We start from the raw sequence: 20,697 nt of genomic DNA on the forward strand, positions 1-20,697 counted from the left end.
CTGCTATCGTCCGGTGCCAACTGCGGCATCGCGGGCGCGGGCATCTGAGCTGACGCCTGCTCGATCGCGGGGCTCGATGCCCGCCGGCCGCCACCACATCCGTCACACCAGTCCGGTGCCGACCCGCGGCTGCCCGCCGCGCCGACACAACGAGGTTGCCGTACCCATGCGCCACGCTGAAGGAGCCCGCGGTGAGTGCTGAACAGACCACGCTCGCCTTCGACTGGAGTTGCCGCGTCTTCGCCGACAACGGCTGCGGCTTTCCGTCGCCGGGCCTCCACTCCTTCCTCTTCAAGCCGATGTTCTCGGTCGGCGGCTACGACTTCGACAAGCCGATGCTGCTCGCCATCATCACCTCGCTCGTGGTGGTCGGCTTCTTCTGGGCGGCCTTCAGTAAGGCCAAGGTGGTGCCCGGCAAGCTCCAGATGGTCGGTGAGGCCGGCTACGACTTCGTGCGCCGCGGCATCGTCTACGAGACGCTCGGCAAGCGCGAGGGCGAGAAGTACGTGCCCTTCATGGTCTCGCTGTTCTTCTTCATCTGGATCATGAACCTGTGGTCGATCATCCCGGTCGCCCAGTTCCCGGTGACGTCGATCATCGCCTACCCGGCCGCCCTCGCCCTGTGCGTGTACGTGACCTGGATGGTCCTGACCTTCAAGAAGCACGGCTTCGCCGGCGGCTTCAAGAACCTCACCGGCTACGACAAGTCGCTCGGCCCGGTGCTGCCGCTCGTCGTGGTCATCGAGTTCTTCTCGAACGTCCTGGTCCGCCCGTTCACCCACGCGGTGCGACTGTTCGCCAACATGTTCGCCGGCCACCTGCTGCTCGTGATGTTCACCGTCGCCAGCTGGTACCTGATGAACAGCTGGCTGATCGCGGCCGGCGCCGTCTCGTTCGTCATGGCGATGGTCATGATCCTGTTCGAGCTCTTCGTCCAGGCCGTCCAGGCGTATGTCTTCGTCCTCCTGGCCTGCTCCTACGTTCAGGGCGCTCTCGCCGAGCACCACTGAGCCACCCCGCACCGCCCCCGTCACAGACGTCCGGTGGCCAACCCCCACCGGTCCTTGAAAGAGAAGGAAGAATCAGCATGGCTGCCACTGAGACCCTTGCCGCCGTCACCGGCTCCATCGCCTCCGTCGGCTACGGCCTCGCCGCCATCGGTCCCGGCATCGGCATCGGCATCATCTTCGGCAACGGCACCCAGGCGCTCGCCCGCCAGCCCGAGGCCGCCGGTCTGATCCGTGCCAACCAGATCCTGGGCTTCGCCTTCTGTGAGGCGCTCGCCCTCATCGGCATCGTCATGCCGTTCGTTTACACCTACAAGTAAACCGCGGCGGACGACCCACCCCATTAGGGAAAGGCACTGATGACATGCAGCTGACACAGCAGCTGGTGCAGCTGGCGGCGGAGGAGCAGCAGAACCCTCTCATCCCGCCCGGCCCCGAGCTGGTCATCGGCCTCGTCACCTTCGCCATCGTCTTCTTCTTCCTCGGGAAGAAGCTCCTGCCGAACATCAACAAGGTTCTGGAGGAGCGCCGCGCGGCGATCGAAGGCGGTATCGAAGAGGCCGAGGCCATGAAGGTCGAGGCCCAGAGCGTCCTCGAGCAGTACAAGGCCCAGCTCGCCGAGGCCCGGCACGAAGCCGCGCGCCTGCGCCAGGAGGCGCAGGAGCAGGGTGCCGCGCTCATCGCCGAGATGCGGGCCGAGGGCCAGCGCCAGCGCGAGGAGATCGTCGCCGCCGGCCACGCCCAGATCGAGGCCGACCGCAAGGCCGCCGCTTCCGTGCTCCGCCAGGACGTCGGCAAGCTCGCCACCGAGCTGGCCGGCAAGCTCGTCGGCGAGTCCCTCGAGGACCACGCCCGGCAGAGCCGCGTGATCGACCGCTTCCTCGACGGGCTCGACGAGGCCGCTTCCACGGCCGAGGCGGCTCGATGACAGCGCACGGAGCGAGCCGTGAGGCTCTGAGCGCCGCGCGTGAGCGTCTCGACGCGCTGACGGACTCCACGTCCGCCGACTCCGTGCGCCTCGCCGACGAGCTGGCCGCGGTCACCGCGCTGCTCCACCGCGAGGTCGGCCTGCGCCGGGCCCTCACCGACCCGGCGCAGTCCGCGGACGCCAAGGCCGCGCTGGTCCAGCGCCTGCTCGGCGGCCAGGTCGGCGGCGCGACCGTGGATCTGGTGTCCGGCATGGTGCGCTCGCGCTGGTCGCAGTCGCGGGACCTGGTCGACGCGCTGGAGGAGCTGGCGGACATCGCCGACCTCACCACCGCGCAGCGGGGCGGCACGCTGGACGACGTGGAGGACGAGCTGTTCCGGTTCGGCCGGATCGTCTCCTCCAGCACCGAACTGCGCGCCGCGCTGACCGACCGGGCCGCGGGCCCCTCGGCCAAGACCGAGCTGCTGCACCGGCTGCTCGGCGGCCGGGCGAAGCCGGTCACCGAGCGTCTGGTCACGCGCCTGGTGAGCGCCCCGCGGGGACGTAGCCTGGAAGCGGGCCTCGAGTCCCTGTCCAAGCTCGCCGCGGAGCGGCGCGACCGCATGGTCGCCGTCGTCACCTCGGCGGTCCCGCTGAGCGACGGCCAGAAGCAGCGCCTCGGCGCCGCCCTCGGCCGCCTCTACGGCCGCCAGATGCACCTGAACCTCGACGTGGACCCCGAGCTGGTCGGCGGAATCCGGGTGCAGGTCGGCGACGAGATCATCAACGGCTCGCTCGCGGACCGGCTGGAGGACGCCGCCCGCCGCATGGCGAGCTAGCAGCACCGCAACACGCAAGACGTACACGACGGCCCTGGTTGGGCCGTGCAGAGGATTCACCTCTTATCGGGGGGAGTCCCGAACTCGTGGCACACCCCCCAAGTGAAACTTCGGGCCCAACAAGGAGAGCAGGGAACCCAGATGGCGGAGCTCACGATCCGGCCGGAGGAGATCCGGGACGCGCTGGAGAACTTCGTCCAGTCGTACAAGCCGGACGCGGCCTCGCGCGAGGAGGTCGGTACGGTCACCCTTGCCGGCGACGGCATCGCGAAGGTCGAGGGCCTGCCCTCGGCCATGGCCAACGAGCTGCTGAAGTTCGAGGACGGCACCCTCGGCCTCGCCCTCAACCTCGAGGAGCGCGAGATCGGTGCCATCGTCCTCGGTGAGTTCAGCGGCATCGAGGAGGGCCAGCCGGTCACCCGCACCGGCGAGGTCCTGTCGGTCGCCGTGGGCGAGGGCTACCTCGGCCGCGTGGTCGACCCCCTCGGCACCCCGATCGACGGCCTCGGCGAGATCGAGACCGAAGGCCGCCGCGCCCTCGAACTGCAGGCCCCCACGGTCATGCAGCGCAAGTCGGTGCACGAGCCGATGGAGACGGGCTACAAGGCCGTCGACGCGATGACCCCGATCGGCCGCGGCCAGCGCCAGCTGATCATCGGCGACCGCCAGACCGGCAAGACCGCCCTGGCCGTCGACACGATCATCAACCAGCGCGACAACTGGCGCACCGGCGACCCGAACAAGCAGGTTCGCTGCATCTACGTCGCCATCGGCCAGAAGGGCTCCACCATCGCGTCGGTCCGCCGCGCGCTGGAGGAGAACGGCGCGCTGGAGTACACGACCATCGTCGCGGCCCCGGCCTCCGACCCGGCCGGCTTCAAGTACCTGGCGCCCTACACCGGCTCCGCCATCGGCCAGCACTGGATGTACCAGGGCAAGCACGTCCTGATCATCTTCGACGACCTGTCGAAGCAGGCCGACGCCTACCGTGCCGTCTCCCTGCTGCTGCGCCGCCCGCCGGGCCGCGAGGCCTACCCGGGTGACGTCTTCTACCTGCACTCCCGTCTGCTGGAGCGCTGCGCCAAGCTCTCCGACGACATGGGCGCCGGTTCGATGACCGGTCTGCCGATCGTCGAGACCAAGGCCAACGACGTCTCGGCGTTCATCCCGACCAACGTCATCTCCATCACCGACGGCCAGTGCTTCCTGGAGTCCGACCTGTTCAACGCCGGCCAGCGGCCCGCGCTGAACGTCGGTATCTCCGTCTCCCGAGTCGGTGGCTCCGCCCAGCACAAGGCGATGCGCCAGGTCTCCGGCCGACTGCGCGTGGACCTCGCCCAGTTCCGTGAGCTGGAGGCGTTCGCCGCCTTCGGTTCCGACCTGGACGCGGCCTCCAAGGCCCAGCTGGAGCGCGGTCAGCGCATGGTCGAGCTGCTGAAGCAGAACCAGTACCAGCCGATGGCCACCGAGGACCAGGTCGTCTCCGTGTGGGCCGGCACCAACGGCCGTATGGACGACGTCCCCGTCGCCGACATCAGCCGCTTCGAGAAGGAGCTGCTGGAGTACCTGCACCGCAAGGAGCAGGGCCTGATGACCTCCATCAAGGAGGGCGCCAAGATGTCGAACGACACGATCCAGGCGATCGACGACGCCGTCGCCGAGTTCAAGAAGCAGTTCGAGACCTCGGACGGCAAGCTGCTCGGCGACGACACTCCGGCCGCTGCCGCCAAGTGACGTAAGGAAGGGACCTGACTCATGGGAGCCCAGCTCCGGGTCTACAAGCGTCGCATCCGATCCGTCACCGCGACCAAGAAGATCACCAAGGCGATGGAGATGATCGCCGCCTCGCGCGTCGTCAAGGCGCAGCGCAAGGTGGCCGCCTCCACGCCGTACGCGCAGGAACTGACCCGCGCGGTCACGGCGGTCGGCACCGGTTCGAACACCAGGCACCCGCTGACCACGGAGGCGGAGAACCCGGCCCGTGCCGCGGTCCTGCTGCTGACCAGCGACCGCGGTCTGGCCGGCGCCTTCAACTCCAACGCCATCAAGGCGGCGGAGCAGCTCACCGAGCGCCTGGAGCGCGAGGGCAAGCAGGTCGTCACGTACATCGTCGGCCGCCGCGGTGTCGCTCACTACAACTTCCGCGAGCGCACCATCGCGCAGTCGTTCACGGGCTTCACCGACGAGCCGTCCTACGCGGACGCCAAGACGGTGGCGGCGCCGCTGATCGAGGCGATCGAGAAGGACACGGCCGACGGTGGTGTGGACGAACTCCACATCGTCTACACCGAGTTCGTCTCGATGATGACGCAGACGGCGGTCGGCCCCCGGCTGCTTCCGCTGCGCCTCGACGAGGTCGCGGCCGAGGCGGCGCCCAAGGGCGAGATCCTGCCGCTCTACGACTTCGAGCCCTCGGCGGAGGACGTCCTCGACGCCCTGCTGCCGCGCTACGTGGAGAGCCGGATCTACAACGCGCTGCTCCAGTCGGCCGCTTCCAAGCACGCCGCCACGCGGCGCGCGATGAAGTCGGCCACCGACAACGCGGGCGAGCTGATCAACACGCTCTCCCGTCTTGCCAACGCGGCCCGCCAGGCCGAAATCACCCAGGAAATCAGCGAGATCGTCGGTGGCGCGAGCGCCCTGGCCGACGCGACCGCGGGGAGTGACAACTAATGACCACCACTGTTGAGCCGACCGCTGCGGCGGGCGTGGCCACCGGCCGCGTCGCGCGGGTCATCGGCCCGGTCGTCGACGTGGAGTTCCCCGTCGACGCGATGCCGGACATCTACAACGCCCTGCACGTCGAGGTCTCCGACCCGGCGAACGCGGGCGAGAAGAAGATCCTGACCCTGGAGGTCGCCCAGCACCTGGGTGACGGCCTGGTCCGCACGATCTCCATGCAGCCCACCGACGGCCTGGTCCGCCAGGCCCCGGTCACCGACACCGGCGACGGCATCACCGTCCCGGTCGGCGACTTCACCAAGGGCAAGGTGTTCAACACCCTCGGTGAGGTGCTGAACGTCGACGAGCAGTACACGGGCGAGCGCTGGTCCATCCACCGCAAGGCCCCGCGCTTCGACGAGCTCGAGTCGAAGACCGAGATGTTCGAGACCGGCGTCAAGGTCATCGACCTGCTGACCCCGTACGTCAAGGGCGGCAAGATCGGTCTGTTCGGTGGTGCCGGTGTCGGCAAGACGGTGCTCATCCAGGAGATGATCTACCGTGTCGCCAACAACCACGACGGTGTCTCCGTGTTCGCCGGTGTCGGCGAGCGCACCCGTGAGGGCAACGACCTCATCGACGAGATGAGCGACTCGGGCGTCATCGACAAGACCGCGCTGGTCTTCGGTCAGATGGACGAGCCCCCGGGCACCCGTCTGCGCGTCGCGCTGGCCGGCCTGACCATGGCCGAGTACTTCCGTGACGTCCAGAAGCAGGACGTGCTGTTCTTCATCGACAACATCTTCCGCTTCACGCAGGCCGGTTCCGAGGTCTCCACGCTGCTCGGCCGCATGCCGTCCGCGGTGGGCTACCAGCCGAACCTGGCCGACGAGATGGGCCTCCTCCAGGAGCGCATCACCTCGACCCGCGGTCACTCGATCACCTCGATGCAGGCGATCTACGTCCCCGCGGACGACCTGACCGACCCGGCCCCGGCCACCACCTTCGCCCACCTCGACGCGACGACGGTGCTCTCCCGTCCGATCTCCGAGAAGGGCATCTACCCGGCCGTGGACCCGCTGGACTCGACGTCCCGCATCCTCGACCCGCGGTACATCGCGGCGGACCACTACAACGCCGCGATGCGCGTGAAGAACATCCTGCAGAAGTACAAGGACCTCCAGGACATCATCGCGATCCTCGGTATCGACGAGCTGGGCGAAGAGGACAAGCTCGTCGTCCAGCGCGCCCGCCGCGTGGAGCGCTTCCTGTCCCAGAACACCCACGTCGCCAAGCAGTTCACCGGCGTCGACGGGTCGGACGTCCCGCTGGACGAGTCGATCGCGGCCTTCAACGCGATCTGCGACGGCGAGTACGACCACTTCCCGGAGCAGGCCTTCTTCATGTGCGGTGGTATCGAGGACCTGAAGAAGAACGCCAAGGAGCTGGGCGTCTCCTGAACTCGTTGAGTTCGTGTGAGGGGGCGGGCGCGTCCCGCCCCCTCACGCACGCCCACTAGACTTGTTTCCAACACCCGGTGATCCCACCGGGTGGTGACCCGAGGAGCCACCCTTGGCTGCTGAGCTGCATGTCGAGCTGGTCGCCGCCGACCGTCAGGTCTGGTCCGGCGAGGCCACCCTGGTCGTCGCGCGCACCACGTCCGGCGACATCGGCGTCATGCCCGGTCACCAGCCGCTGCTCGGTGTGCTGGAGTCGGGCCCGGTGACCATTCGTACGAGTGAAGGCGCGACGGTCGTCGCCGCGGTGCACGGCGGTTTCGTCTCGTTCGCCGACAACAAGCTGTCGCTGCTGGCTGAGATCGCCGAGCTGTCCGACGAGATCGACGTCCAGCGCGTGGAGCGGGAGCTCGAGCGCGCGAAGGCGGAGGGCGATGCCACCGCCGAGCGCCGCGCGGACGTCCGCCTGCGAGCGGCGACGGCGGTGCGCTGAACCAGCGACACCATGTGATGACACCACTCAGCCGCGGCCGGTACCGGAGCAATCCGGGACCGGCCGCGGCTGAGGTGGATGCGGGTGTTTTTTCCGTTCCATTACCTAGGAGACGAGGAGGTCGGTGCCGATGGTCCTCGCTCTGACTGTGTGCTCGGTCGTGGTCGCGCTCGTGGTGGTGGGACTGTTCGTCTTCGGTCTGCGGCGCAGACTGATCCAGCGCTCCGGCGGCACCTTCGACTGCTCTCTGCGCTGGGACGTGCCGGAGGAGCCCGACACCAGTGGCAAGGGCTGGAGCTACGGTGTGGCCCGCTACAACGGCGACCGCGTGGAGTGGTACCGGGTCTTCTCCTACGCGCCCCGCCCGCGGCGCACGCTGGAGCGGGCGTCCATCGAGGTGGCCGGCCGCCGGCGGCCCGAGGGCGAGGAGGAACTCGCCCTGCTGTCCGACGCGGTGATCCTCACCTGTCTGCACCAGGGCACCCGGGTCGAACTGGCCATGAGTGAGGACGCGCTCACCGGCTTCCTGGCCTGGCTGGAGGCGGCCCCGCCCGGCCAGAGGGTGAACGTCGCGTAGAGCGACGTTCAGGGCCCCGCTGGATGGGGGTCCCCCGCGAAGAGGCAGGCATGAAGAAGCTCCCCCCGGTCCGCCGTCCGGGGGGAGCTTCGGTGTGTCACAGGGGCTGCGGGCTTGTGCCTACAGGCCGCTGCTGAGGGCGCTCACCAGTTCACCGTTGCTGGTGTCACCGCTGAACTCCCAGAAGAAGGCGCCGCCGAGGCCCTGGCTGTTGGCCCAGGCCATCTTCGACTTGATGGTCGCCGGGGTGTCGTACGACCACCAGTTGCTGCCGCAGTGGGCGTAGGCCGTACCGGCGATGGTGCCGGTGGTCGGGCAGCTGGTCTTGAGGACCTTGTAGTCCTCGATGCCGGCCTCGTAGGTGCCGGGCGCCGCTCCGGTCGCCGTGCCGCCCGGGGCGTCCTGGGTGACACCGGTCCAGCCGCGGCCGTAGAAGCCGATGCCGAGCAGCAGCTTCTTCGCGGGCACGCCCTGGGCCTTGAACTTGGCGATCGCGTCGGCGGTGTTGAAGCCGTCCTTCGGGATGCCCGAGTACGAGGTGAGCGGGGAGTGCGGAGCCGTCGGGCCCTTCGCGTCCCAGGCGCCGAAGAAGTCGTACGTCATCACGTTGTACCAGTCGAGGTACTGCGAGGCGCCGGCGTAGTCGGCGGCGTCGATCTTGCCGCCGTCCGAGCCGTCCGCGGTGACGGCGGCGGTGACCAGTTCCTTGCCGAACTTGGCGCGCAGTGCCGACACCAGGTTCTTCAGGGCGGCCGGGCCGCTGGTGTCACAGGTCAGACCGCAGGCGTTCGGGTACTCCCAGTCGATGTCGATGCCGTCGAAGACATCGGACCAGCGCGGGTCGTGCACCAGGTCGTAGCAGGACTGGGCGAAGGCGGCCGGGTTCTTGGCCGCGTCACCGAAGCCGCCGGACCAGGTCCAGCCGCCGAAGGAGTAGAGCACCTTGATGTTCGGGTACTTGGCCTTCAGCTGGCGCAGCTGGTTGAAGTTGCCGCGCAGCGGCTGGTCCCAGTTGTCGGCGACGCCGCTGACCGACTGGTCGGCGGTGAACGCCTTGTCGTAGTCGGCGTAGGAGTCGCCGATCGCGCACTTGCCGCCGGTGACGTTGCCGAAGGCGTAGTTGATGTGCGTGATCTTGGACGCGGAGCCGGACGTCACCAGGTTCTTGACGTTGTAGTTGCGCCCGTAGATGCCCCACTCGGTGAAGTAGCCGAGCTTGACCTTGTCGCCGGTGGGCGGGGTGCCGCCGCCGCCTCCGGTGGTGTGCACGGCGACCGGGGCGCTGACCGGACCGGTCTGGTCGGCGGTGTCACGGGCCTGGACGCTGTAGGAGTAGTCGGTGCCCGCGGTCAGACCGTTGTCCGTGTAGGACGTGGTCGTGACGGTGGCGACCTTCTTGCCGTCGCGCAGGACGTCGTAGTTCTTGACGCCCTTGTCGTCGGTGGCGGCGCCCCAGGAGAGCTTCACCGAGGTGTCGGTGACCCCGGAGGCGGTGGGGGTGCCCGGCGCCGAGGGCGGGTTGTCGCCCGGGACGCTGGGGCCGCCGTCGCAGCTGCCGCCGTTGAGCGTGCAGTTGGAGGGGGAGCCGGGGCCGGTGCCGTTGAAGCCGAAGGAGACCGACGCCCCGGGGGCGATGGCGCCGTTCCAGCCGACGTTCTTGGCGGTCCAGTGGTTGCCGGAGTTGGTGACCGTGGCGTCCCAGGCGGAGCCGACCTTGGTGTCGGACGGGAAGTCCCACTCCACGGTCCAGGAGCTGATCGCCGAGGCGCCGGTGTTCTTGACGGTCCAGTTGCCGCCGAAGCCGTTGCCCCAGTCACCGGTCTTGGTGAAGGTGGCGGTGGCCGTGGGCGCCGCCTCGGCGGACGCCTGGGCGTGGCCCGAGAGGCCGACGATTCCGGCGAGGGGGAGCACGAGGGTCGCGAACCCCGCCGCGGCTCTGTGTCTGAAGCGCATGCGCGCCTCCTTGTCGGGGGAAGAATGTCAGGGGCATGACTGAGCCTTCACGCCCCGCGGTGCTGCGAGAGTAGAAAGGTCTGGACCAGAGGTCAATAGGTCTGGACCAATGCACCGCCGGTTCGACTAGATACCCAACTCCTGCGCGAGAACGGCGGCTTGAACCCGACTCCGCAGCCCGAGCTTGCCCAGCAGACGGCTGACGTGCGTCTTCACCGTCGCCTCCGCCATCGAGAGGCGCAGCGCGATCTCGGCGTTGGACAGCCCCTCCCCGAGACACGAGAGCACCTCGCGCTCCCGGCGCGTCAGCGACTCCAGCGCCGCCGGAGGCTCGGTCGGCCCGGCCGGCGCCCGCGCCGCGAACTCGGCGATCAGCCGCCGGGTGACCGCCGGCGCGATCAGCCCCTCGCCGCGTGCCACCGTCCGCACCGCGGTCAGCAGGTCCCGCGCCTCGGTGTCCTTCAGCAGGAACGCGGCGGCCCCGGCCCGCAGCGCCCCGAACACATACGCGTCGAGGTCGAAGGTGGTCAGCACCAGCACGTCCGCCAGCCCCTCGCCGGTCACCAGCGCGGTCGCCGACACCCCGTCGAGGCGCGGCATCTGCACATCCATCAGCACCAGGTCGGGCCGCAGCTCCCGGGCCAGCTCGACCGCCCGCTCGCCGTCCGCCGCCTCGCCCACCACCTCGATGTCGGGCGCGCTGCGCAGGATCAGCACGAGCCCGGCCCGTACGGCGGACTGGTCCTCGGCGACGACGACACGGATCACGCGGAGCCTCCTTGGGACCCGGACAGCGGCAGCACGGCCCGCACGGTCCACCGCTCGTCCTCCGGGCCGGCGCCGAACGTGCCGCCCAGCAGCACGGCCCGCTCCCGCATCCCGATCAGACCGGTGCCCGAACCCGGCGCGCGCGGGGCCTCCCGGCCGGTGTACGGGCTGCTGACCTCGATGCGCAGGGCGTCGTCCCGCTCCCGGACGCTCACCCGCACGGGCCCCTCGCCGCCGTGTTTGAGCGCGTTGGTCAGCGACTCCTGCACGATCCGGTACGCGGCCAGTTCCACCGGGGCGGGCACCTTCCCGTGGCCGGCGCCGAGGGCGACGTCCAGACCGCCGGCGCGGGCGGAGGCGACCAGCGCGGCGAGGCCGTCCAGGGTGGGGACCGCCGCCGGGGCGTCCCCGTCCGGGCCCTCGCGCAGCAGCCCGATGAGCCGCCGCATCTCCGTGAGCCCGTCGACGCTGTTCTCCCGGATGACGGCGAGGGCGTCCCGGCTGGTGGCCGGGTCGTCCAGGGAGAGCGCGGCGGTGGAGTGGATGGCGATGGCCGACAGATGCCCCGCGACCATGTCGTGCAGCTCCCGCGCCATCCGCGCCCGCTCGGCCGCGACCGCCTGGACGCGGTCCGTCTCGGCGAGCAGCGCGGTCTGCTCGGCGCGCAGCCGGGCGGCCTCGGCCGCCTCCCGGTGATTGCGCACGCTCCAGCCGGTGGCGGCCGGGCCGAACGTCACGATGCCGGTGACGACCCCGATCAGCAGGGCCTCGGGGACCCGCCACACCGCGAGCGGCACCAGCGTGGCGGCCACCGTGACCAGACCGGTGATCCACAGCACCCGCCGGGCCCAGGCCGCGGCGGAGTAGAGCACGCCCGCGTACACGAGGTCGGTGAACATCACCAGGGTGGCCAGGCTGCCCTGGGTGACCGTGTCGCAGGCCACCGCGGCGGTGCCGGTCAGCAGGGCCGTGCGCGGGCGGGTGCGGCGCAGCACCTCGCAGCCCGCGGTCACCGCCAGCGGCAGCAGCACCGGCAGGCGCCCGGCCCACAGCACGAGCGGGTCGCCCGGGGTGCGCACGCCCAGGCCCAGGCCCCACAGCAGCAGTCCGCCGAGCAGCCCGGCCAGCGCGATCGCGAGGTCGTCGCGGTGCGGGCGGGCGGGTCCGAGGGCCATGCGTCCATCCAACACGGCCCGGCGGCCGGGCGCCTGGTCCCGCGGAACGGTCCGCGCGTACATCGAAGGATGCAGTCGCACCTCGTCACCGCCGACGACGCACGGGCCCCGGCAGGCGGCGACGCTGGTGGGGAGTGAGAGGAGCAATCGTGATCGTCGGACTGATCGTCGCCTGCGAGGCCGGCTTCTGGGTCCTGCTGGCCGCGGGCCTGGCCGTCCGCTACCTGCTGAAGCGGCGCCGGCTGAGTGTGGCACTGCTGCTGGCCGAGCCGCTGCTGGAGGTGGTGCTGTTCGCCGTCACCGCCGTCGACCTCAAAAACGGCGCCGAGCCGGGCTGGGAGCACGGTCTGGCCGCGCTGTACATCGGCTTCACCGTCGCCTACGGGCACTCCACGGTCCGCTGGCTCGACGGCCACGCCGCCCACCGCCTCGGCGGCGCGCCCCGGCCGCCGAAGCCGCCCCGGTACGGTCTGGCGCGCGCCCGCCACGAGGGGCGGCTGTGGCTGCGCACCCTGCTCGCCTCGGCGGTCGCCCTCGCCCTGCTCCAGGCGGCGATCCGGTACGTCGGCGACGGCGCGGGCACCGATCCGCTGCGCGCCTGGCAGACGACCGTGCTGCGGATCCTCGTGATCCACGGCCTGATCGCCCTGACCTACCTGGTCTTCCCGAAGAAGGGCCCGAAGAAGGGCCCGAAGACCCCGGAGGCGGTGCCGGGGGAGTCCCCGGAGGGGGAGCCCTCGGAGGGGGAGCCCTCGAAGGGTGAGTCCCCGGCAGGGGAGGGGACCGGCTCCCTCAGCGCTCGCCACCCGGCACCCACAGCACGTCACCGGTCTCCTTGTTCGCCGTCCGGGCGAGAATGAACAGCAGGTCGGAGAGGCGGTTGAGGTAGGTCGCGGTGAGCGGGTTCATCGTCTCGCCGTGCACCTCCAGCGCGGCCCAGGTGGACCGCTCGGCCCGGCGGACCACCGTGCACGCCTGGTGCAGCAGGGCCGCGCCGGGGGTGCCGCCGGGCAGGATGAAGGAGCGGAGCTTGTCCAGCTCCGCGTTGAAGCGGTCGCAGTCCTCCTCCAGCCGGTCGATGTAGAACTGCTCGACCCGCAGCGGCGGGTACTGCGGGTTCTCCACGACCGGGGTGGACAGGTCGGCGCCCACGTCGAACAGGTCGTTCTGCACCCGGGTGAGCACCTCGGCCACGGGGGCGTCCAGGGCGCCGAGCGCGAGGGCGGTGCCGATCACGGCGTTCGCCTCGTTGGCGTCGGCGTACGCCGAGATCCGCAGGTCGGTCTTGGCGGTCCGGCTCATGTCGCCGAGGGCGGTGGTGCCCTGGTCGCCGGTCCTGGTGTAGATGCGCGTCAGATTGACCATGACGCCAGCGTAGTTACGCCCCGGCGGTACGGAACACCCGAGTGCCCGCCGTCACGGACAGCGCGGCGAAGCCCACGGCCACCAGGACCCCGTACAGCATGTGCGCACCGGTGTACTCGCCGACGTAGGCGTCGCGCACCGCGTCCACCAGATAGCGGAACGGGACGAAGTGCGAGAGGACGTCCAGCCAGGCGGGGGCCAGGCTCATCGGGAGCATCAGGCCGGACAGCAGCATCGACGGCATGGACACGGCGTTGATCAGCGGGCCGAACTGCTGCGGGGTGCTGACCTTCATCGCCACCGCGTAGGACAGCGAGGCGAGCGCGACGGTGAGCAGGGCGACGAAGCCGAAGCCGATCAGGACGCCGGCCAGCGGCGCCCGCAGGCCCATCACCAGCGCGGCCAGCACCAGCAGCACGGCCTGGAAGAGGAAGACGGTGGTGTCCCGCAGCACCCGGCCGAGCAGCAGCGCGAGCCGGCTGACCGGGGTCACCCGCATCCGCTCCACCACCCCCTGCCCCTTCTCGATGATGATCATGAATCCGGCGAACAGGGCGCCGAACAGCCCCAGTTGGAGCAGCAGTCCGGGGACGAGCACCTGCCAGGAGCTGCCGCCGCCGCCCAGCGGCAGCCCGGTGAGCAGCGGTCCGAAGAAGAGCAGGTAGAGCAGCGGGGTGAGGACGCCGAAGAGGAGCGCGAAGCGGGAGCGCAGGGACTGGCGCAGATAGCGGCCGTAGACGAGGGCCGTGTCGTGGAGCAGCATGAGGGATGTCCTGGGTGGGTGCGTGGGCCGTCGGGGGCCGGGCGGTCAGACGGCGACGGGGGCGGTGCCTGCGGCCGGGGCGGGGCTGCGGCCGGTGACGGCGAGGAAGGTGTCCTGGAGCGAGGCGTCGATCGAACCGCCGTACTCCAGCTTGAGCGCGCTCGGTGTGCCCTCCGCGACGACCCGGCCCCCGTCGACGACGACCAGCCGGTCGGAGAGGGCGTCCGCCTCGTCGAGGTAGTGGGTGGTCAGGAAGACGGTCGTGCCGTGCTCGTCGCGCAGCCGCCGGACCAGGTCCCACAGGTCGGCGCGGCTGCCCGGGTCCAGGCCGGTGGTCGGCTCGTCGAGGAAGAGCACGCGCGGGCGGTGGGTGAGGGCCATCGCGATGTCGAGCCGGCGGCGCTGGCCACCGGAGAGCGCGGAGGTCTTGCGGTCGAGCAGTTCGGTGAGGTCCAGGTCGCGGGCCAGTTCCGCGGTCCGCTCGACGGCCCGTGCCTTGGGCAGGCGGTACATCCGGCCCTGGGTGACCAGCTCCTCCCGCACGGTGATCTGGCCGTCGACCCCGCCGGACTGCGCGACATAGCCGCAGGCGAGCCGGACCCCGGCCGGGTCGGTGGCCAGGTCGTGGCCCGCGACGACGGCGGTGCCGCCGGTCGGCGCGAGCAGGGTGGTGAGCATCCGCAGGGTGGTCGTCTTGCCCGCGCCGTTGGGCCCGAGGAAGCCGAGGATCTCGCCCTGCCGGACGGTGAGGTCGATTCCGCGCACGGCCTCGACCGGGCCGCGCTTGGTCTGGAAGGTGCGGGCCAGTCCGGCCGCGCTGATGACTGCTGGTGGCATGCCTCCAGAAAAACAGGGTCTCTGAAATTTTGCAACGCCACCAAAATTTCAGGTCCACCAAGAACGGCTCCGGGGAGGATAGGATCCGGCCATGGCAGAGGGGCTCAGGGAGCGGAAGAAGCGGCAGACCAGGCAGTACATCTCGGACGTGGCCACGGGGCTGTTCCTGGAGCGCGGCTTCGACGCCGTCACGGTCGCCGAGATCGCCGAGGCGGCGAACGTCTCCGTCAACACCGTCTACAACTACTTCCCCGCCAAGGAGGACCTCTTCCTCGACCGCGCCGCCGGGGTGACCGACCGGCTGGCCCGCTGGGTGCGCGGCCGGGACGAGGGGGAGTCGGCCGCGCGGGCCGTGCTGCGCGAACTGCGCGCGGAGGTCGAGGCGGTCTCGCCGCGCATCGGCCTCTTCACCGGGTACGCCCCCTTCATGCGGGTGATCGAGGACGCGCCCGCGCTGCGCTCCCGGCTCTGGGCGGTCGGCCAGGAGGTGCAGGCCACCCTGGAACAGGCCCTGCGCGAGGAGACCGGAGCCCCTGCGGACGACCCGCTGCCCGGCCTGATGTCCGGTCAGATCGGCTGGGTGCACGCCACCGTGATGGCGGCCGTCGGCCGCGAGATGCTCGCGGGCCGCGCCCCCCGGGAGGTGTCCCGCGAGGTGCTGGACCTCCTCGACGAGATCGAGGACGTGTTGAGCGAGAAGGTGCTCAACTACGCCGTCCGGGGCGCCCAGTGACCCCTGCCGGTGTGATGTCCGTCAATTGAGACGTGACGCGCGTTACTTACCGGTCACACAGCGCCGCGCGGGCGCTAGTGTCCGCCGAGAGGCATAGACGCAAAGAGCGTGAAAGCCGTCCTTCAGCCGCGCGCAGGCGCCTGCGCAGTCGTTCACCAGGGGAGTCTCAGTGGCACGCAAGCTCGCCGTCATCGGAGCCGGTCTCATGGGGTCCGGCATCGCCCAGGTCTCCGCGCAGGCGGGCTGGGACGTCGTCCTGCGGGACGTCACCGACGAGGCGCTCACGCGTGGCACCGACGGCATCAAGGCGTCGTACGACAAGTTCGTGGGCAAGGGCAAGCTGGCCGCCGAGGACGCCGAGGCCGCCCTCGGCCGGATCACCACCACCACCGACCTGGACGCCGCAGCGGACGCCGACGTCGTCGTCGAGGCCGTCTTCGAGAAGCTCGACGTCAAGCACGAGATCTTCCGCACCCTCGACAAGCTGGTCCGCGAGGACACCGTCCTCGCCTCCAACACCTCCGCCATCCCGATCACCAAGATCGCGGCCGTCACGGAGCGCCCCGAACGGGTCGTCGGCGTGCACTTCTTCTCCCCGGTGCCGATGATGCGCCTCGTCGAACTCGTCCGCGGCCACAAGACCAGCGACGAAGCCCTCGCCACCGCGCGGGAGTTCGCCGAGTCGGTCGGCAAGACCTGCATCGTCGTCAACCGCGACGTGGCCGGCTTCGTGACCACCCGTCTCATCACCGCCCTCGTCGTCGAGGCGGCCAAGCTCTACGAGTCGGGCGTCGCCACCGCCGAGGACATCGACCTGGCCTGCAAGCTGGGCTTCGGCCACGCCATGGGCCCGCTCGCCACCGCCGACCTCACCGGCGTCGACATCCTGCTGCACGCCGCGGGCAACATCTACACCGAGACCCAGGACGAGAAGTTCGCCGCGCCGGAACTGATGCGCCGGATGGTTGACGCCGGTGACATCGGGCGCAAGAGCGGGCAGGGCTTCTACAAGCACTGAGACCGCTCCGGGGGCAGCCGTATCACCCTTCGGGGTGAATTCGGTATCGGTTCGCCCACAGACAGCAACCGCATCGCCACACACGCAGTCAGACGTTGCACAGTCACCGTCACACGGAGCACGCCACCGCATTCACGGGGAGCGCATATGTACATCAGGGGCGACCACACCGAGGTGGTCGTCGGGGGCCGGCTCGACGTCCGCAGCGCGGCGGACGCCCGTACGGCCCTGCACTCGGCCGTGGACGACGGTGTCGGCGACCTGGTCCTCGACCTGTCCGGGCTCGACTCCTGGGACGCCACCGGACTCGGTGTGATCATGGGCGCGCACCGGCGCGCGGGCCGCTGCGGCCGGCGCCTGGTCCTGCGCGGCGTACCGGCCCAGATGCAGCGCCTGCTGGTCGCCACCCGGCTGCACCGCATCCTCGCCATCGAGGGCGGCATCGGCGTGGAGTCCCTGCCCCGCGTGTGACCTCCCGCGGGCGGCGGACCGGCCGCGGACGGGGCCCGGCCGGACGGCACGGAACGTGACGTCGGCCCCAATCCTCACGAGACCGTGACCTCTCGGGCTCCGCGGTACCCCGCCCTGTCGGCGATACTGTGCGAAGGTTTAGGGTTCGGTCGCCCGCTGCCTCGCCACCCTCGAGCGGGCCCGGACCAGAGCGACAGCGCGCAGTGCGGCACACGGCCGGGAGGGCTGGACCAGCAGCACACGACGCCTCTGGGGAGCTTGCACGCAATGGAACCCATGGACCCGAACACCCGGGAGCCCGAGGACATGGGCCAGGACGGCGACGGCCACACGCCCGGCCGGCGCCATCCCGGCACGTCCCGCGCCGCCGACTTCCCGCCGCCCGCCGCCGCACCGGCCCGTACCGTGCGCCTGGTCACCGGCGACTTCCTGCTCACCGTGAACCCCGTCGACGGCAGCGAGATCGAGGTCTGCCCGCCCGCCGACGTACCCGGCCGCCCGCGCCCGCGCACGGCCGCCGAACGCACCGAGGCCGACCGCGCGGCGAAGCCGCCCGTCCCGTCCGGTCCCGCGCCCTCGCCCGAACCCCTCCTGGAACGCCAGGAGGAGCGCGAGCGGCTGGTCCGGCTGCTGGCCCGCGGCCGCTCCGTACGCCTCACCGGCCCCGGCGGCTCCGGCCGCACCAGCCTCCTCGACCTGGTCGCCCAGGACTGCGCCGGGCTCGCCCCGGACGGCGTCGTCCGGCTCAACGGCCACCGCCGCACCGCGGGCGACCTGCTGCACGAGCTCTTCCACGCCGTACGGCACGCCCCGCTGCACCGGCCGGACCGCGACGAACTCCTGGAGCACCTGCGCGAGATCGGCGCCGTCGTCGTCCTGGACGACATCGAGTTCGGCGGCACCGCGCTCGACGAACTCCTCGACGCGACACCCGAGTGCGCCTTCCTGATCGCCGCCACCCCGGACGTGCCCGCGCCCTCGGCCGACTCCGCCGTCGAAGAGGTCTTCCTCGGCGGCCTCGACCGGGCCGGCGGCGTCGAACTCATCGAGCGCGGCGCCGGCCGGATCCTCACCGAGGAGGAGGCCAACTGGGCCGGCGACCTCTGGTTCGAGTCCGAGGGCCTGCCGCTGCGCTTCGTCCAGGCCGGCGCCCTGCTGCGCCAGCGCGACCGGCTGCGGGCCGGCACCAGCGCCGTGGAGGAGTTCGGCGTCTTCGCCGACACCCCGCCCGAGGACGCCCCCTTCGAGGGCGGCGACGGCGACGACGTGCCCCTGCCCTCGCTCGGCGAGGCCGCCGCGCCCGCCCCGCTGCTCGCCTCCCGGCTCAGCGACTCGGCCCGCGCCACCCTGCGCTTCGCCGTCGCGCTCGGCGGCGAGGTGCCCCACCAGGCCCATCTGCCCGCCCTGATCGGCGACACCCACGCCGACGCCGCCCTCGGCGAACTGGCGAGCTGCGGCCTGGTCTCCCCGGTCGGCTCCCGCCACCGGCTCGCCGCCGGCGTCCTCACCCAGCTGGAGGCCGCCGGATACGGCGACGACGCGGCCGAGCGGGCCGACAGCGCCGCCCGGCACTACGCCTGGTGGGCCGCGCACCCCTCGGTGACGCCCGAGCGGGTCACCGCCGAGGCGGACGCCGTGCTCGCCGCCCTCGCCGTGCTCGTACCGCTCACCGCGCCGCCCGCCGAGGGCGAGGAGAGCACCGCCGTCCACCTCGCCCGCGCCGCGGCGCCCGCGTTCGCCGCCGGACTCGGCTGGAGCGCCTGGGAACGCGCGCTGCGCTTCGGCACCGAGGCGTCCCGGCTCGCCGGACAGGTCGCCGAGCAGGCGTACTTCCACCACGAGCTGGGCATCCTCGCGCTCTGCGGCGGCCTGCTGGACCGGGCCCGCGCCGAGCTGGAGGCCTCCATCGGCCTGCGCGGCGCGCTCTCCGACCGGCGCGGCACCGTCGCCGGACGCCGTGCGCTCGCCCTGGTCGCGGACCGCTCGGGCACCGCGCCGGGGCTCGGCGCGATGGCCGCCCTCGGCCCGGGGGAGGGCACGCCGTACCTCCCGGAGGAGCCGGTGTCGCCGCCCAGCGGTGTTCCCGCGCCCTTCCCGGCGCTGCGGCCGCCCGCCGAGGAGACGTCCGGCACGCTGGTCACCTACCAGCCCTCGGACAGCGGTGCGCCGACCGTCCCCCACGGACCGTCCGTGCCGCCCTCCCACGCCCCGGCCAGGCACCGCGCCGGGCTGAAGGGCTTCGCCCGGCGCAACCTGGTGGCGGCGGGCGCGGGCGCGCTCCTCGCGGCCGTCCTCGGCACGGTGGTGACGCTGGGGGCCACCTCCCACAAGGACACCGACGATCCCTCAGGGAAGGTCGGCGGCAACCCGTCCGCGAGCCAGGACGCCGGCGACGGCGACCCGGCCGCCGACAGCCCGCAGGACGGCGGCAGCGGCAGCGGCGGTGACGGGGGCGCCCCGGACACCGGGGGTGCCTCGGCGACCGTCGCGCCCAGCGGGCGGCCCACGGACCCGGGACCCGACGGCACCCCCGGCACCTCGGACGACCCGGTGCCTCCGGGCGCCTCGGGCAAGCCTTCTCCGGGCTCCAGCTCCACCAAGGGGACGGGGACGGGCGGCAGCACGGGTGGCGGCGGTACGCCGAAGCCGTCCGGCACAGCCGGTCAGCCGCCCTCGGAGAGCACGTCGCCGTCGCAGAGTTCGACCCCGTCCCACTCGACGCCCCCGCCGTCGCAGTCCACCTCTCCGGCGCCGACGGGCACGGACACCACCAGCCCGTCCAGCACCGTCACCAGCAGCCTGTCGGCCCCGGCCACGGCGAGCAGTTCCGCGACGGCGCCCGAGAGCGGCGAGGGCGGCGACGGCGGCACCGCCGGTCCGGACGCCGGGACGGTCTGAGCCGTCCGAGCCGGGGCGACGGCCCGGGGCGCGTGCCCCGGGCCCGCGGGGGTCAGAACAGCCGCAGCTTGTCGTCCTCGATACCGCGCAGGGCGTCGTAGTCCAGGATCTGGCAGCCGATGCCGCGGTCGGTGGCGAGGACGCGGGCCTGGGGCTTGATCTCCTGGGCGGCGAAGATGCCGCGCACCGGAGCCAGGTGCGGGTCGCGGTTCAACAGCTCCAGATAGCGCGTGAGTTGCTCGACCCCGTCGATCTCGCCGCGCCGCTTGATCTCGATCGCGACGGTCTGCCCCTCGCCGTCCCGGCACAGGATGTCCACCGGGCCGATCGCCGTCATGTATTCACGCCGGATCAGCGTGTAGCCCTCGCCGAGGGTGTCGATGCGGTCCGCGAGGAGCTCCTGGAGGTGTGCTTCCACGCCGTCCTTGATCAGCCCGGGATCGACGCCGAGTTCGTGCGAGGAGTCGTGGAGGATCTCCTCCATCGTGATGATGAGCTTCTCGCCCGCCTTGTTGACGACGGTCCAGACCCCTTCCTCCTCGCCCGCGCCCTCCTTGAGGGCGCACGGCGGCGACATCCAGTTCAGGGGCTTGTAGGCGCGGTCGTCCGCGTGGATCGAGACGCTGCCGTCGGCCTTGACCAGGATCAGACGGGGTGCCGAGGGAAGGTGGGCGGTGAGCCGGCCCGCGTAGTCGACGGAGCACCGGGCGATGACGAGACGCATGGTCGGCAACGCTACTCGACACACGGCGCCGTACGCGATTCGCCCGTCCTG

The 20,697-nt window shown here is 71.3% G+C and carries 21 protein-coding genes; 14 read left to right on the top strand and 7 right to left on the bottom strand.

Annotated elements, in window-relative coordinates:
• Positions 1-191 precede the first annotated feature (191 nt).
• The 9 genes from atpB (at position 192) to R4Z62_RS23155 (ending at position 7,941) form a co-directional block, all read left to right on the top strand.
• Positions 192-1,010, top strand: coding sequence for a F0F1 ATP synthase subunit A (gene atpB / locus R4Z62_RS23115; protein ID WP_064535285.1), 819 nt, complete (start codon positions 192-194; stop codon positions 1,008-1,010).
• A gap of 77 nt (positions 1,011-1,087) precedes the next feature.
• Complete coding sequence (atpE, locus tag R4Z62_RS23120) at positions 1,088-1,327, top strand: ATP synthase F0 subunit C (RefSeq protein WP_018571456.1); 240 nt, start codon at positions 1,088-1,090, stop codon at positions 1,325-1,327.
• A 44-nt stretch (positions 1,328-1,371) separates the two neighbouring features.
• Positions 1,372-1,935 (top strand): F0F1 ATP synthase subunit B, encoded by a 564-nt coding sequence (locus tag R4Z62_RS23125; RefSeq protein ID WP_018571457.1) that lies wholly within the window; start codon positions 1,372-1,374, stop codon positions 1,933-1,935.
• Complete coding sequence (locus R4Z62_RS23130) at positions 1,932-2,753, top strand: F0F1 ATP synthase subunit delta (protein WP_064535286.1); 822 nt, start codon at positions 1,932-1,934, stop codon at positions 2,751-2,753. The genes R4Z62_RS23125 and R4Z62_RS23130 overlap by 4 nt, the downstream gene beginning before the upstream one ends.
• Before the next feature lie 141 nt (positions 2,754-2,894).
• Positions 2,895-4,487: a F0F1 ATP synthase subunit alpha gene (gene atpA / locus R4Z62_RS23135; protein WP_064535287.1), complete on the top strand. Its 1,593-nt coding sequence runs from the start codon at positions 2,895-2,897 to the stop codon at positions 4,485-4,487.
• A 21-nt stretch (positions 4,488-4,508) separates the two neighbouring features.
• Positions 4,509-5,426 carry a F0F1 ATP synthase subunit gamma gene (locus tag R4Z62_RS23140; RefSeq protein ID WP_064535288.1) on the top strand — a complete coding sequence of 306 codons (918 nt, stop codon included), beginning with the start codon at positions 4,509-4,511 and terminating at the stop codon, positions 5,424-5,426.
• Positions 5,426-6,874, top strand: a complete 1,449-nt coding sequence (gene atpD, locus R4Z62_RS23145; RefSeq protein WP_382852061.1) for a F0F1 ATP synthase subunit beta — start codon at positions 5,426-5,428, stop codon at positions 6,872-6,874. The genes R4Z62_RS23140 and atpD overlap by 1 nt, the downstream gene beginning before the upstream one ends.
• 112 nt (positions 6,875-6,986) lie before the next feature.
• Positions 6,987-7,364: a F0F1 ATP synthase subunit epsilon gene (locus R4Z62_RS23150; protein WP_018571462.1), complete on the top strand. Its 378-nt coding sequence runs from the start codon at positions 6,987-6,989 to the stop codon at positions 7,362-7,364.
• A 130-nt stretch (positions 7,365-7,494) separates the two neighbouring features.
• A complete protein-coding gene (locus R4Z62_RS23155) occupies positions 7,495-7,941 on the top strand; it encodes a DUF2550 domain-containing protein (protein WP_018571463.1) in 447 nt (148 codons plus the stop codon).
• 120 nt (positions 7,942-8,061) lie between these two features.
• Here the strand turns inward: R4Z62_RS23155 and R4Z62_RS23160 are convergent, their stop codons facing one another.
• The 3 genes from R4Z62_RS23160 to R4Z62_RS23170 form a co-directional block, all read right to left on the bottom strand.
• Complete coding sequence (locus R4Z62_RS23160) at positions 8,062-9,894, bottom strand: glycosyl hydrolase family 18 protein (RefSeq protein ID WP_355476764.1); 1,833 nt, start codon at positions 9,892-9,894, stop codon at positions 8,062-8,064.
• Between the two features lie 126 nt (positions 9,895-10,020).
• Positions 10,021-10,662, bottom strand: coding sequence for a response regulator (locus R4Z62_RS23165; protein WP_491520779.1), 642 nt, complete (start codon positions 10,660-10,662; stop codon positions 10,021-10,023).
• Positions 10,659-11,837: a sensor histidine kinase gene (locus tag R4Z62_RS23170; RefSeq protein WP_491520780.1), complete on the bottom strand. Its 1,179-nt coding sequence runs from the start codon at positions 11,835-11,837 to the stop codon at positions 10,659-10,661. Before R4Z62_RS23170 ends, R4Z62_RS23165 begins: the two co-directional genes overlap by 4 nt.
• A gap of 149 nt (positions 11,838-11,986) precedes the next feature.
• Here R4Z62_RS23170 and R4Z62_RS23175 point away from each other — a divergent pair, with 149 nt between their 5' ends.
• Positions 11,987-12,697, top strand: a complete 711-nt coding sequence (locus R4Z62_RS23175) for a hypothetical protein (protein WP_491520781.1) — start codon at positions 11,987-11,989, stop codon at positions 12,695-12,697.
• Here R4Z62_RS23175 and R4Z62_RS23180 read toward each other — a convergent pair.
• Genes R4Z62_RS23180 through R4Z62_RS23190 form a run of 3 tightly spaced genes read right to left on the bottom strand, consistent with a single transcriptional unit; the run spans position 12,630 to position 14,802 of the window.
• On the bottom strand, positions 12,630-13,202 hold the full coding sequence (locus R4Z62_RS23180; protein WP_355476758.1) for a cob(I)yrinic acid a,c-diamide adenosyltransferase: 573 nt from the start codon (positions 13,200-13,202) through the stop codon (positions 12,630-12,632). The two genes, R4Z62_RS23175 and R4Z62_RS23180, sit on opposite strands and share 68 nt — an antisense overlap.
• 13 nt (positions 13,203-13,215) lie before the next feature.
• Positions 13,216-13,965, bottom strand: coding sequence for an ABC transporter permease (locus R4Z62_RS23185; protein ID WP_064535296.1), 750 nt, complete (start codon positions 13,963-13,965; stop codon positions 13,216-13,218).
• A 45-nt stretch (positions 13,966-14,010) separates the two neighbouring features.
• Positions 14,011-14,802 carry an ABC transporter ATP-binding protein gene (locus R4Z62_RS23190; RefSeq protein WP_355476755.1) on the bottom strand — a complete coding sequence of 264 codons (792 nt, stop codon included), beginning with the start codon at positions 14,800-14,802 and terminating at the stop codon, positions 14,011-14,013.
• Between the two features lie 91 nt (positions 14,803-14,893).
• On the opposite strand from R4Z62_RS23190, the gene R4Z62_RS23195 reads away from it, so the two are divergent.
• The 4 genes from R4Z62_RS23195 to R4Z62_RS23210 all read left to right on the top strand — a co-directional run bounded on the left by R4Z62_RS23195 (position 14,894) and on the right by R4Z62_RS23210 (position 19,922).
• Positions 14,894-15,535 carry a TetR/AcrR family transcriptional regulator gene (locus tag R4Z62_RS23195; RefSeq protein ID WP_389597675.1) on the top strand — a complete coding sequence of 214 codons (642 nt, stop codon included), beginning with the start codon at positions 14,894-14,896 and terminating at the stop codon, positions 15,533-15,535.
• Positions 15,536-15,704: 169 nt separating this feature from the next.
• Positions 15,705-16,553 carry a 3-hydroxyacyl-CoA dehydrogenase family protein gene (locus R4Z62_RS23200; protein ID WP_385494881.1) on the top strand — a complete coding sequence of 283 codons (849 nt, stop codon included), beginning with the start codon at positions 15,705-15,707 and terminating at the stop codon, positions 16,551-16,553.
• A 147-nt stretch (positions 16,554-16,700) separates the two neighbouring features.
• Positions 16,701-17,024 carry an STAS domain-containing protein gene (locus R4Z62_RS23205; RefSeq protein WP_018571473.1) on the top strand — a complete coding sequence of 108 codons (324 nt, stop codon included), beginning with the start codon at positions 16,701-16,703 and terminating at the stop codon, positions 17,022-17,024.
• Positions 17,025-17,300: 276 nt separating this feature from the next.
• A complete protein-coding gene (locus tag R4Z62_RS23210) occupies positions 17,301-19,922 on the top strand; it encodes an ATP-binding protein (RefSeq protein WP_355476955.1) in 2,622 nt (873 codons plus the stop codon).
• A gap of 52 nt (positions 19,923-19,974) precedes the next feature.
• Here R4Z62_RS23210 and nucS read toward each other — a convergent pair whose 3' ends face one another.
• Positions 19,975-20,646 carry an endonuclease NucS gene (gene nucS / locus R4Z62_RS23215; protein ID WP_064535300.1) on the bottom strand — a complete coding sequence of 224 codons (672 nt, stop codon included), beginning with the start codon at positions 20,644-20,646 and terminating at the stop codon, positions 19,975-19,977.
• Positions 20,647-20,697: the final 51 nt, after the last annotated feature.

The sequence above is a fragment of the Streptomyces sp. PL-25 genome (genome assembly GCF_058344915.1).

What these genes read in the sequence shown, in the direction of transcription:
- atpE (WP_018571456.1), top strand. Translation starts at nt 1,088, where the DNA reads ATGGCTGCCACTGAGACCCTTGCCGCCGTCACCGGCTCCATCGCCTCC.
- R4Z62_RS23125 (WP_018571457.1), top strand. Translation starts at nt 1,372, where the DNA reads ATGCAGCTGACACAGCAGCTGGTGCAGCTGGCGGCGGAGGAGCAGCAG.
- R4Z62_RS23130 (WP_064535286.1), top strand. Translation starts at nt 1,932, where the DNA reads ATGACAGCGCACGGAGCGAGCCGTGAGGCTCTGAGCGCCGCGCGTGAG.
- atpA (WP_064535287.1), top strand. Translation starts at nt 2,895, where the DNA reads ATGGCGGAGCTCACGATCCGGCCGGAGGAGATCCGGGACGCGCTGGAG.
- R4Z62_RS23140 (WP_064535288.1), top strand. Translation starts at nt 4,509, where the DNA reads ATGGGAGCCCAGCTCCGGGTCTACAAGCGTCGCATCCGATCCGTCACC.
- atpD (WP_382852061.1), top strand. Translation starts at nt 5,426, where the DNA reads ATGACCACCACTGTTGAGCCGACCGCTGCGGCGGGCGTGGCCACCGGC.
- R4Z62_RS23155 (WP_018571463.1), top strand. Translation starts at nt 7,495, where the DNA reads ATGGTCCTCGCTCTGACTGTGTGCTCGGTCGTGGTCGCGCTCGTGGTG.
- R4Z62_RS23160 (WP_355476764.1), bottom strand. Translation starts at nt 9,894, where the DNA reads ATGCGCTTCAGACACAGAGCCGCGGCGGGGTTCGCGACCCTCGTGCTC.
- R4Z62_RS23170 (WP_491520780.1), bottom strand. Translation starts at nt 11,837, where the DNA reads ATGGCCCTCGGACCCGCCCGCCCGCACCGCGACGACCTCGCGATCGCG.
- R4Z62_RS23180 (WP_355476758.1), bottom strand. Translation starts at nt 13,202, where the DNA reads ATGGTCAATCTGACGCGCATCTACACCAGGACCGGCGACCAGGGCACC.
- R4Z62_RS23185 (WP_064535296.1), bottom strand. Translation starts at nt 13,965, where the DNA reads ATGCTGCTCCACGACACGGCCCTCGTCTACGGCCGCTATCTGCGCCAG.
- R4Z62_RS23190 (WP_355476755.1), bottom strand. Translation starts at nt 14,802, where the DNA reads ATGCCACCAGCAGTCATCAGCGCGGCCGGACTGGCCCGCACCTTCCAG.
- R4Z62_RS23195 (WP_389597675.1), top strand. Translation starts at nt 14,894, where the DNA reads ATGGCAGAGGGGCTCAGGGAGCGGAAGAAGCGGCAGACCAGGCAGTAC.
- R4Z62_RS23205 (WP_018571473.1), top strand. Translation starts at nt 16,701, where the DNA reads ATGTACATCAGGGGCGACCACACCGAGGTGGTCGTCGGGGGCCGGCTC.
- R4Z62_RS23210 (WP_355476955.1), top strand. Translation starts at nt 17,301, where the DNA reads ATGGACCCGAACACCCGGGAGCCCGAGGACATGGGCCAGGACGGCGAC.
- nucS (WP_064535300.1), bottom strand. Translation starts at nt 20,646, where the DNA reads ATGCGTCTCGTCATCGCCCGGTGCTCCGTCGACTACGCGGGCCGGCTC.